The sequence below is a fragment of the Stappia sp. ICDLI1TA098 genome (genome assembly GCF_054880955.1).
In genome coordinates this window covers 801,362-813,670 of sequence record NZ_JBTZBT010000001.1, presented here as the reverse complement: position 1 = coordinate 813,670, position 12,309 = coordinate 801,362, and the positions used below count along the sequence as shown (strand labels likewise).

The following is a 12,309-nucleotide window of genomic DNA, read 5'->3' as shown; positions in this document are numbered from 1 at the left end:
TAGTTCTTTAATTGATCTGGCGGTGACAGCGTCAGGCGAACTTTGCCTGAACTTCCTGCGCGACGGCCTGCGGAACCTGTTCGTAGTGATCGAACACCATCGAATACTGAGCACGACCCTGCGACATAGAACGCAGGTTGTTCACGTATCCGAACATGTTCGCCAGCGGCACCATCGCATTGACGACAGTCACGACACCGCGGTTTTCAGTCCCGGTGATCTGACCGCGACGCGAATTCAGGTCGCCGATCACATCACCCATGTAGTCTTCCGGTGTCACCACCTCGACCTTCATGATGGGCTCGAGAAGCTTCGGCGCGGCCTTTTGAATGGCCTCGCGGAAACCGGCACGGGCCGCAATTTCGAACGCCAGGACCGAGGAGTCGACATCATGGTAGGCACCGTCGATGAGGGTGGCCTTGATGTCGACCATCGGGAAGCCGGCGAGCGGGCCCGAGGACATGACGCTCTCGATACCCTTGGTGACGCCCGGGATGTACTCCTTCGGAACCGAGCCACCAACGATGGTGCTCTTGAAGGTGTAACCGGCGCCGACCTCGTTCGGCTCGATGACGATCTTGATGCGGGCGAACTGGCCCGTACCACCGGTCTGCTTCTTGTGCGTGTAGTCGACTTCCGCCAGACGGGTGATCGTCTCGCGATAGGCAACCTGCGGCGCACCGATGTTCGCCTCGACCTTGAACTCGCGCTTCATGCGGTCGACGATGATGTCGAGATGAAGCTCGCCCATGCCGGCGATGATCGTCTGGCCGGATTCCTCGTCGGTCTTGACGCGGAACGACGGATCCTCGGCAGCCAGGCGGTTGAGCGCGAGGCCCATCTTTTCCTGGTCGCTCTTGGTCTTCGGCTCGACGGCGATCTCGATGACCGGATCCGGGAACTCCATGCGCTCCAGGATGACCGGCTTCAGCGGGTCGCAAAGCGTGTCGCCCGTCGTCGTGTCCTTCAGACCCGCGATGGCGACGATGTCGCCAGCGTAAGCTACATCGATGTCCTCACGCGAATTCGCGTGCATCTGCATCATGCGGCCGACGCGCTCCTTCTTCTCCTTGACGGTGTTCTGGAGCGAAACGCCCTTGTTCAGAACGCCGGAGTAGATGCGGCAGAAAGTCAGCGAACCGACGAACGGGTCGTTGGCGATCTTGAACGCGAGCATCGAAAGCGGCTCTTCGTCGTTGGACTTGCGGACGACTTCGCCCTCGGTCTTCGGATCGATACCACGGATCGACGGGACGTCGATCGGGCAAGGCAGGTAGTCCACGACACCGTCGAGGAGCGGCTGCACGCCCTTGTTCTTGAAGGCCGAACCACAGAACACCGGAACGAACTCGCCGTTGATGGTGCCCTTGCGGATGAGAGCCTTCAGACCCTCGTTGGTCGGCTCTTCGCCCTCGAGATAAGCCTCCATCGCGGCCTCGTCGGCCTCGACAGCGGTCTCGATCATCAGATCGCGGAATTCCTGAGCGCGATCGACCAGGTCAGCCGGGATGTCGACCTCGTCCCAGGCAGCGCCGAGCGTCTCGTCGCGCCAGATGAGAGCCTTCATCTTGATCAGATCGACCAGACCGGCGAACTCGTTCTCGGCGCCAACCGGCACCTGAACGCAGAGCGGCTTGGCTCCGAGGCGGGTCTTGATCATCTCGACGCAGCGGTAGAAGTCCGCGCCAAGCTTGTCCATCTTGTTGACGAAGATCATGCGCGGGACATGATACTTGTCGGCCTGGCGCCAGACCGTCTCGGTCTGCGGCTCGACACCGGCGTTGGCGTCGAGCAGAGCGACGGCACCGTCGAGAACGCGAAGGCTGCGCTCCACCTCAATGGTGAAGTCGACGTGACCCGGCGTGTCGATGATGTTCAGACGCTTCTCGTTCCAGAATGCAGTCGTCGCGGCCGACGTAATCGTAATGCCGCGCTCCTGCTCCTGCTCCATCCAGTCCATCGTGGCGGCGCCGTCGTGGACTTCGCCGATCTTATGGCTCTTGCCGGTATAGAACAGAATCCGCTCGGTCGTCGTCGTCTTGCCCGCGTCGATGTGGGCCATGATGCCGAAATTGCGGTAATCTTCGATCTTATGAGTGCGCGACATGATGTCAGCCTCTTGCGGTCCGGTTACCAGCGATAGTGCGAGAACGCGCGGTTGGCCTCAGCCATCCGGTGCGTGTCTTCACGCTTCTTGACAGCCGAGCCGCGGTTGTTCGCGGCATCGAGCAGCTCGCCGGAAAGGCGATCGATCATCGTGGTCTCGTTACGGCCGCGAGCAGCCGAAATGAGCCAACGGATCGCCAGAGCCTGGCGACGATCGACACGAACCTCGACGGGCACCTGGTAGGTGGCACCGCCAACACGACGAGAGCGAACCTCGACCTGCGGCATGACGTTGTCGAGCGCAGCGTGGAACACTTCGATCGGATTCTGGCGAACTTTGCCCTCAATCACGTCGAAGGCACCATAGACGATGCTCTCGGCATTGGATTTCTTGCCGTCGTACATGATCGAATTCATGAACTTGGTGACGACCGCATCCCCGAACTTCGGATCAGGGATAATCTCGCGCTTTTCAGCCCTGTGACGGCGTGACATGACAGATCCTCAGACCTTGACCTTCCAAAGTACCAACCCGGGGCTGGCCTTTTTGCGCTCAAACTAGACCCGTTGCCGGGCCCGCGATGACTGCGACCCGCCTGCGAGCCGCGAAACTCTACCCTCCATGGCCGTTACCGGCGTCCGAAGGTCGGGCGAAACGGCTACTTCCCGCATAGCGCAAGCAACCGGTTGCCCGCCGAACACACGGAATCGCGCCTATTCCCGTCAGTCAGACAGGAAAGGCGCCGCCAATCGAGAGGACCACCTTGCGGCGGTCGTACTTGCGATATTTTTCGCCTCGTAATCCCGGCAGCGTTTAAGCAACTCCATGTTCCATGCGCGTCGCATCGGAACCAACAGGTGCTTACCGCCTGCCTTGGGGATGGCCGGAAACTACAGACAGGCCCGCCCTGCGTCAAGTGCGTGGACCAATTAAATCGGCAGTATTCCGCCGCTCGGGAGTCAGGCGGTTACATTTTCGATTGTGACCGTATCGCGCAATTTCTGCAAAGTCACGAAGCGTGTAGCGACACAGTTGATCATTCATGTAGCGAGCGTCCTTCCCTGGTCGGAAACCGGCGGCAGAATGAATGGCCCACACGCCCCCGAGAGAGCCCCGGGGCGAGCCGGCGTCAACGCTTCGGTAACTTTTGCCTCGAGAATCGTGGGCCCGCGGCCCGATTCCCCACTCTCTCCCGCATCCGATTCCATCGAACTGATTCCATTGCCGATTCCCGCGCCGCCGCCGAGTAGCCGGAGGGTCCCAGAGCAGGCGGCTCAGTCGCGGAAGGCAATGACCGCGACTTCTCCTGCAAGCGCATCCTGATAGGCGCTCTCGAAGGTCGGATCCTCCGGCTCCTCGAGCACGACGCCGATCTGGTCGAGCTCGGCCGTGACATAGCCCTCCCCGGCCAGCGCCTCGAGCGCGCGGCGCACGGCGCTGTCCTCGTCGGGTGCGCACAGCAGGATATTCACCTCGACATTCTCTTCAGGCGTACCGACGCTATCCAGCCGTGCCCGGCCGAAGATCGCATAGACGGTCGGCGGCAGCTCGCCCTCGGGGCCGTTTCCCGGTGTATCAGCCATGGTGGTCTCCCATCGTCCAGTTGTCGGATGAAAGGGCGCTCTTTGCGCCCACGCATCCCGCCCAAGAAAAAAGGGCCGCACATGGCGGCCCTTTTCGATTTCGTCTCGGGATGAGCCGGCCTTATTCGCCGGCGCCCGTCATGTCCGCCAGCATCGGGTCGGCCTCTCCAGCCGTGGACGTCGCCCGTCGCGCCTCGAGAATGAGGTCGTCGCGGTGCTGTGCCACCTGCCGGATCTTGGTCATCATCGCGCCCGTTCCCGCCGGGATCAGGCGGCCGACGATAACGTTCTCCTTGAGGCCCTCGAGCGCATCTTCCTTGCCGTTGACCGCCGCCTCGGTGAGGACGCGGGTGGTCTCCTGGAACGATGCGGCCGAGATGAAGGACCGCGTCTGAAGGCTCGCCTTGGTGATGCCGAGCAGGACCGGAACGCCCGACGCTGGCTTCAGGGCCGCGTCGATGGCCCGCTCGTTGACGTCGTCCAGATCGAGCTTGTCGATCTGCTCGCCCGTCAGCAGGTCCGTGTCGCCCGCATCGGTGATCTCGATCTTCTGCAGCATCTGGCGAACGATCACCTCGATGTGCTTGTCGTTGATCACCACGCCCTGCAGCCGGTAGACCTCCTGGATCTCGTTGACGAGGTAGGCGGCAAGCGCCTCCACGCCGCGGATTGCCAGGATGTCGTGCGGTGCCGGGTTGCCGTCGAGGATGTACTCACCCTTCTCGATGGTGTCGCCTTCCTGCAGGTGGAAGTGCTTGCCCTTCGGGATGAGGTACTCGACCGGCTCCAGGCTCTCGTCATGCGGCTCGATGATGACGCGACGCTTGTTCTTGTAGTCGCGCCCGAACCGGATGGTGCCATCGATCTCGGCGATGATCGCGTGGTCCTTCGGACGACGCGCCTCGAACAGTTCCGCCACCCGCGGCAGACCGCCGGTGATGTCCTTGGTCTTGGCGCTCTCCATCGGGATACGCGCGAGCACGTCGCCGGCCTTCACCGTCGCACCGATCTGAACCGCGAGGATCGCATCGACAGACAGCAGCGCGCGGGCGTCACCGCCACGCGGCAGCTTCTTCAGCGAACCGTCCACGTCCTTGATCACGATCGCCGGCTTCAGGTCGTTGCCACGCTGCGAGGTACGCCAGTCCATGACGACACGCTTGGTGATGCCCGTGGCCTCGTCGGCGGTCTCCTGCGCCGAAACGCCCTCGACCAGATCTTCGGAGTCGACGATACCATCGACCTCGGACAGCATCGGACGGGTGTAGGGATCCCACTCCGCGATGCGCTGTCCGCGCTCCACCGTGTCGCCCTCGTCCACATGCAGCTTCGAGCCGTAGGCAATGCGGTGCACGGCACGCTCGTTGCCGTCGGCATCGGTGATCACCACGGCCATGTTGCGTGCCATCGCGACGAGGTTCCCGTCGGAATCGCGCACCGCGCTGCGGTTACGGATCGACACCGTGCCCTCGAAGTTGGACTCGATGAACGACTGATCGACCACCTGCGCCGTGCCACCGATGTGGAACGTACGCATGGTGAGCTGCGTGCCCGGCTCGCCGATCGACTGCGCCGCGATGACGCCGACCGCCTCGCCGATGTTCACCGGCGTGCCACGCGCAAGGTCGCGGCCGTAGCAGGTGCCGCAAACGCCGCGCTTGGTCTCACAGGTCAGCACCGAGCGGATCTTGATCATCTGGACGTTGGCCGCCTCGATGACCTCGACCTCCTTCTCCTCGATCAGGGTGCCGCGCGGAACGATCACTTCGCCGGTGGCGTGGTTGAGCACGTCCTCGGCAGCCGTACGACCGAGCACGCGGTGACCGAGCGAGGCAATGACCTGGCCAGCGTCCACGATGGCCTGAACGGTGATGCCGTTCTCCGAACCGCAATCGCGCTCGAGAATGATCGAATCCTGCGCCACGTCGACGAGACGGCGGGTCAGGTAACCCGAGTTCGCCGTCTTGAGCGCCGTATCCGCCAGACCCTTACGGGCGCCGTGGGTGGAGTTGAAGTACTCCAGAACCGACAGGCCTTCCTTGAAGTTCGAGATGATCGGCGTCTCGATGATCTCGCCCGACGGCTTGGCCATGAGGCCGCGCATGCCGGCAAGCTGCTTCATCTGCGCGGGGCTGCCACGGGCACCGGAATGCGACATCATGTAGATCGAGTTGATCTGCTTCTGACGCCCGGTCTCCTCGTCGATCTGCACCGACTGAATGCGCTTCATCATCTCGTCGGCGACGCGATCCGTGCACTTGGCCCAGGCGTCGACGACCTTGTTGTACTTCTCGCCCTGGGTGATCAGGCCGTCGTTGTACTGCTGCTCGTATTCCTTCACGAGCTCGGCCGTCTCGTCGACCAGCTTGGTCTTGTTGTCCGGAATGACCATGTCGTCCTTGCCGAACGAAATGCCGGCGAGGCAGGCGTGGCGGAAACCGAGACCCATGATCCGGTCGCAGAAGATCACCGTCTCCTTCTGCCCGCAGGCACGGTAGACGGCGTCGATCATGCGGCTGATGTCCTTCTTGGTCATCAGCTTGTTGCAGACGTCGTAGGGGACCTCGTGATGGTCCGGCAGAAGCTCGCCAATGAGCATGCGGCCCGGCGTCGTCTCGATGATGCGCGTGCTGACAGTGCCTTCCGCGTCGGTCGTGCGAACACGGCCGCGAATCTTGGCGTGCAGGGTGACGGCCTTCGTGTCGAGCGCATGATGCAGCTCGCCGATGTTACCGAACACCATGCCTTCGCCCGGCTCGTTGTCGGCGATCAGCGACAGGTAGTAGAGGCCGAGAACGATATCCTGGGACGGCACGATGATCGGAGAACCGTTGGCCGGATGCAGGATGTTGTTCGTCGACATCATCAGCGTGCGTGCTTCGAGCTGCGCCTCGAGCGACAGCGGGACGTGCACCGCCATCTGGTCACCGTCGAAGTCGGCGTTGAACGCCGCGCAGACGAGCGGATGCAGCTGGATCGCCTTGCCCTCGATGAGGGTCGGCTCGAACGCCTGGATGCCGAGACGGTGCAGCGTCGGCGCGCGGTTCAGCAGCACCGGATGCTCGCGGATGACCTCGTCGAGGATATCCCAGACCTCCGGACGCTCCTTCTCCACGAGCTTCTTCGCCTGCTTCACCGTGGAGGAGAAGCCCTTGGCGTCGAGACGCGAGTAGATGAACGGCTTGAACAGCTCGAGCGCCATCTTCTTCGGCAGGCCGCACTGGTGCAGCTTGAGCTCCGGACCAACCGTGATCACCGAACGCCCCGAATAGTCGACGCGCTTGCCGAGCAGGTTCTGACGGAAGCGGCCCTGCTTGCCCTTCAGCATGTCGCTGAGCGACTTCAGCGGACGCTTGTTGGCACCCGTGATGACGCGACCGCGGCGGCCGTTGTCAAACAGTGCGTCGACCGACTCCTGCAGCATCCGCTTCTCGTTGCGGATGATGATGTCGGGCGCGCGCAGCTCCATCAGGCGACGCAGGCGGTTGTTACGGTTGATCACGCGGCGATAGAGATCGTTCAGATCCGATGTCGCGAAGCGGCCGCCGTCGAGCGGGACGAGCGGACGCAGGTCCGGCGGGATCACCGGAACGACGGTCATGATCATCCACTCCGGCTTGTTGCCGGAATCGATGAACGCTTCGACGATCTTCAGGCGCTTGGCGAGCTTCTTCGGCTTCAGCTCGGTGGTCGCCTCGGCGATCTCCTTGCGAATGAAGTCGCGCTCCTTCTCGAGGTCGAGCGCCATCAGCATCTCGCGGATGGCCTCGGCGCCGATCAGGGCCGTGAAGGTGTCCTCGCCGTAGTCGTCCTGCGCGCGAAGGTAGTCTTCCTCGGACAGGAGCTGGCGCGGCTTCAGCGGCGTCAGACCCGGCTCGAGAACAACGTAGTACTCGAAGTAGAGCACCCGCTCGAGGTCCTTCAGCGTCATGTCGAGCAGAAGGCCGATGCGCGAGGGCAGCGACTTCAGGAACCAGATGTGCGCGACCGGAGCGGCGAGCTCGATGTGGCCCATGCGCTCGCGGCGAACGCGCGACAGGGTCACCTCGACGCTGCACTTCTCGCAGATCACGCCCTTGTACTTCATGCGCTTGTACTTGCCGCACAAGCACTCGTAATCCTTGATCGGGCCGAACACACGGGCGCAGAACAGGCCGTCGCGCTCCGGCTTGAACGTCCGGTAGTTGATCGTCTCCGGCTTTTTGATTTCGCCGTAGGACCAGGACAGGATCTTCTCGGGGCTCGCGAGCGAGATCTTGATGTGGTCAAAGGTCTGTGCGGGCACCTGCTGATTAAACAGGTTCATGACCTCATGATTCATGGGCTCTCTCCTCGAAAGCACGGAAGGGAAGCAGGACCTTTGTCCTGCTTCCCGAACCGTCGGTGCGGCATCTGGTATCGGCGTCAGTCATGCGGCGGAGATCACTCCGCCGCATCGACCGCCGGAAGGTCCCCGTCGGTGGAGGGAACCTTGTTGTCCTTGAGCTCGACATTGAGGCCGAGCGAGCGCATTTCCTTGACGAGAACGTTGAAGCTCTCCGGAATGCCCGCCTCGAACGTGTCATCGCCACGAACGATAGCCTCATAGACCTTGGTACGGCCGGCGACGTCGTCCGACTTCACCGTCAGCATCTCCTGCAGCGTATAGGCAGCGCCATACGCCTCGAGTGCCCACACCTCCATCTCGCCGAAGCGCTGGCCACCGAACTGGGCCTTGCCGCCGAGAGGCTGCTGGGTCACCAGCGAGTAGGGACCGATCGAACGCGCGTGGATCTTGTCGTCGACCAGGTGGTGGAGCTTCAGCATGTAGATGTAGCCCACGGTCACCTGGCGGTCGAACGGCTCGCCCGTACGCCCGTCGTAGAGCTGCGACTGACCCGAGCTGGCGAACTTCGCCTGCTCCAGCATCTTGACGATGTCCGGCTCGCGGGCGCCGTCGAAGACGGGAGTCGCGATCGGAACACCGGTCTTGAGCTGGTCGGCGAGGCGCAGCAGCGACTCGTCGTCGTAGTCCTTGACCGGCTCGCCCTTCAGGTTGTCGCCGAAGACCTCGACGATTTCGCCCCTGAGCGCATCGAGCTTTCCGGAGCGCTTGTACTCCTCGTAGAGCTCGCCGATACGGTGGCCCATGCCGGAGCAGGCCCAGCCGAGGTGCGTCTCCAGGATCTGCCCGACGTTCATGCGGCTCGGCACGCCGAGCGGGTTCAGCACGATGTCGACATATTCGCCGTTGCCCAGGAACGGCATGTCCTCGATCGGGTTGATCTTGGACACGACGCCCTTGTTGCCGTGACGGCCGGCCATCTTGTCGCCCGGCTGAAGCTTGCGCTTCACGGCAACGAAGACCTTGACCATCTTCATCACGCCCGGCGGCAGCTCGTCGCCACGCTGCAGCTTCTCCACCTTGTCGATGAAGCGCTGCTCGAGACGCTTGCGGCTCTCGTCATACTGACCGCGAAGCGCTTCCACTTCGCTCATCAGCTTCTCGTCCTCGACGGCGAACTGCCACCACTGCGAACGCGGGAACTCGTTGAGGACGTCGCCGTTGATCTCGGCATTCTTCTTGAAGTGCTTCGGCCCGGCGATGGCGACCTTGCCGAGGATCATCTCGGCCAGACGGCCATAGACGTTGCGGTCCAGGATCGCCTGCTCGTCGTCGCGGTCCTTGGCGAGACGCTCGATCTCCTCGCGCTCGATCGCCATCGCGCGCTCGTCCTTCTCCACCCCGTGGCGGTTGAAGACACGCACTTCGACGACCGTGCCGCCCACGCCCGGCGGAAGCCGCAGCGAGGTGTCGCGCACGTCGGAGGCCTTCTCGCCAAAGATGGCGCGCAGAAGCTTTTCTTCCGGCGTCATCGGGCTCTCGCCCTTCGGCGTGATCTTGCCGACCAGGATATCACCCGGCTTCAGCTCGGCACCGATATAGACGATGCCGGCCTCGTCGAGGTTCTTCAGCGCCTCTTCCGAAACGTTCGGAATGTCGCGCGTGATTTCCTCCGGCCCGAGCTTCGTATCACGCGCCATCACCTCGAATTCCTCGATGTGAATGGAGGTGAACACGTCGTCGCGCACGATCCGCTCGGAGAGCAGGATGGAGTCCTCGAAGTTGTAGCCGTTCCAGGGCATGAACGCGACGCGCACGTTCCGGCCGAGAGCCAGATCGCCGAGATCCGTTGACGGCCCGTCGGCGATGATGTCGCCCTTGCCGATCAGATCGCCGACACGCACCAGCGGACGCTGGTTGATGCAGGTGTTCTGGTTCGAACGCTGGAACTTCATCAGCCGGTAGATGTCGACGCCCGACTTCGCAGGATCCAGATCCTCGGTCGCGCGAATGACGATACGGGTGGCGTCCACCTGATCGACCACACCGGCGCGGCGAGCGGCGATGGCGGCGCCGGAGTCGCGTGCGACAACCGGCTCCATGCCAGTGCCGACGAGCGGCGCCTCGGCACGCACCAGCGGCACGGCCTGACGCATCATGTTCGAGCCCATCAGCGCGCGGTTCGCGTCATCGTTCTCGAGGAACGGAATGAGCGAGGCGGCAACCGAAACGAGCTGCTTCGGCGACACGTCCATGAACTCGACGCGCTCGGGCGGGAGCAGCATGTTCTCGCCCGCATGGCGGCAGGTGATCAGGTCGGACACGAAACGGCCGTCGCCATCGATCTCGGCGTTGGCCTGGGCGATGTGATACTTCGCCTCTTCCATCGCCGACAGATAGACCGTCTCGGCGGTAACCTGACCGTCCTTCACCTTCCGGTACGGGCTTTCGATGAAGCCGTACTTGTTGATGCGGGCAAAGGTCGCCAGCGAGTTGATCAGGCCGATGTTCGGGCCTTCCGGCGTCTCGATCGGACAGATGCGGCCATAGTGCGTCGGGTGCACGTCGCGCACCTCGAAGCCGGCACGCTCACGCGTCAGACCGCCCGGGCCAAGCGCCGAGAGACGACGCTTGTGGGTGACTTCCGACAACGGGTTGGTCTGGTCCATGAACTGCGACAGCTGCGAAGATCCGAAGAATTCGCGCACGGCCGCGGCCGCCGGCTTGGCGTTGATCAGGTCCTGCGGCATGACCGTGTCGATCTCGACGGAAGACATGCGCTCCTTGATCGCACGCTCCATGCGCAGCAGGCCGACGCGGTACTGGTTTTCCATCAGCTCGCCAACGGAACGCACGCGGCGGTTGCCGAGGTTGTCGATGTCATCGATCTCGCCACGGCCGTCGCGCAGCTCTAGGAGCTCCGTGATCACCGCAAGGATATCTTCCTTGCGGATGGTGCGGACCGTGTCCTCGCACTGCAGGTCGAGGCGCATGTTCATCTTCACGCGTCCAACCGCGGAAAGGTCGTAGCGCTCGGAATCGAAGAACAGCGACTGGAACATCGCTTCCGCGGTGTCGATCGTGGGCGGCTCGCCCGGGCGCATGACCCGGTAGATGTCGAACAGCGCGTCCTCGCGGGTCTCGTTCTTGTCGACCGTCAGCGTGTTGCGGATGTAGGCACCCGTCGTCACGTGATCGATGTCCAGGATCGTGATCTCGGCATAGCCGCGATCGACAAGATCGCCGAGAACCTTCTCGTTGATCTCCTCGCCGGCCTCGGCGTAGATCTCGCCGCTCGCCGGATCGACCATGTCCTCGGCCAGATAATGACCGTAGAGATCCTCGTCGACGACCTTGAGCGCCTTGACGCCCTTGTCGACGAGCTGGCGAACGGTGCGCGCGGTGATCTTGCGGCCAGCCTCGATCACGACCTCGCCGCTGTCGGCGTCGATCATGTCGAAGGACGCCTTGGTGCCCTTCAGACGGTCACCCTCGAACGGAACACGCCAGGTGCCCGGCTCGTCGCGGGTGTACTCGATCTTCTTGTAGAAGGTGTTCAGGATCTGCTCGCCGTCGAGGCCGAGGGCCTTGAGCAGTGAGGTGACCGGAATCTTGCGACGGCGGTCGATGCGCGCATGCACAATGTCCTTCGCGTCGAACTCGATGTCGAGCCACGATCCGCGATAGGGAATGATGCGTGCGGCGAAGAGCAGCTTGCCCGAGGAGTGGGTCTTGCCCTTGTCGTGATCGAAGAACACGCCCGGCGAGCGGTGCATCTGCGAAACGATCACGCGCTCGGTGCCGTTGACGACAAAGGTGCCGTTGTCCGTCATGAAGGGCATGTCGCCCATGTAGACGTCCTGCTCCTTGATGTCCTTGACGGACTTCGCGCCGGTGTCCTCGTCGACATCGAACACGATCAGGCGCAGCGTCACCTTGAGCGGCGCGGCAAAGGTCATGCCGCGCTGACGGCACTCTTCGACGTCATACTTCGGCGCCTCGAACTCGTAGCTGACGAATTCGAGCAGGGCGGTGCCCGCAAAGTCGGAAATCGGGAAAACCGACTTGAAGACGGCCTCTAGTCCTTCTTCGGCACGGCCCTTTTCGGGCTTGTCCACCTGAAGGAACTGGTCGTAGGACGCCTTCTGCACCTCGATGAGATTGGGCATCGCGGCGACTTCGCGGATCGATCCGTAAATCTTGCGGACCCGCTTGCGACCGTTGAACGTGTGCGCCATTGTCGCTCCTCGTTTCGATCTGATACGGCTCTCCGAAAAGCCGATCCCGGCCTAACC

Annotated in this window: 5 protein-coding genes; all 5 read right to left on the bottom strand. The window is 62.8% G+C overall.

What is annotated here, in order from left to right; translation table 11 throughout:
- Nucleotides 1-31: 31 nt before the first annotated feature.
- Nucleotides 32-2,107, bottom strand: a complete 2,076-nt coding sequence (gene fusA, locus ACSLUQ_RS03610) for an elongation factor G (protein WP_461807727.1) — start codon at nucleotides 2,105-2,107, stop codon at nucleotides 32-34.
- Between the two features lie 23 nt (nucleotides 2,108-2,130).
- Nucleotides 2,131-2,601, bottom strand: a complete 471-nt coding sequence (gene rpsG, locus ACSLUQ_RS03605) for a 30S ribosomal protein S7 (protein ID WP_461807726.1) — start codon at nucleotides 2,599-2,601, stop codon at nucleotides 2,131-2,133.
- A gap of 780 nt (nucleotides 2,602-3,381) precedes the next feature.
- Entirely contained in the window at nucleotides 3,382-3,690 is a 309-nt protein-coding gene (locus tag ACSLUQ_RS03600; protein ID WP_461807725.1) for a regulator, read from the bottom strand.
- A 121-nt stretch (nucleotides 3,691-3,811) separates the two neighbouring features.
- Nucleotides 3,812-8,011: a DNA-directed RNA polymerase subunit beta' gene (gene rpoC / locus ACSLUQ_RS03595; RefSeq protein WP_461807724.1), complete on the bottom strand. Its 4,200-nt coding sequence runs from the start codon at nucleotides 8,009-8,011 to the stop codon at nucleotides 3,812-3,814.
- A 101-nt stretch (nucleotides 8,012-8,112) separates the two neighbouring features.
- Entirely contained in the window at nucleotides 8,113-12,252 is a 4,140-nt protein-coding gene (gene rpoB, locus ACSLUQ_RS03590) for a DNA-directed RNA polymerase subunit beta (RefSeq protein WP_461807723.1), read from the bottom strand.
- Nucleotides 12,253-12,309: the final 57 nt, after the last annotated feature.

Bases quoted from the DNA above. Each gene is read 5' to 3' on its own strand.
- fusA (WP_461807727.1), bottom strand. From the start codon at position 2,107: ATGTCGCGCACTCATAAGATCGAAGATTACCGCAATTTCGGCATCATG.
- rpsG (WP_461807726.1), bottom strand. From the start codon at position 2,601: ATGTCACGCCGTCACAGGGCTGAAAAGCGCGAGATTATCCCTGATCCG.
- ACSLUQ_RS03600 (WP_461807725.1), bottom strand. From the start codon at position 3,690: ATGGCTGATACACCGGGAAACGGCCCCGAGGGCGAGCTGCCGCCGACC.
- rpoC (WP_461807724.1), bottom strand. From the start codon at position 8,011: ATGAATCATGAGGTCATGAACCTGTTTAATCAGCAGGTGCCCGCACAG.
- rpoB (WP_461807723.1), bottom strand. From the start codon at position 12,252: ATGGCGCACACGTTCAACGGTCGCAAGCGGGTCCGCAAGATTTACGGA.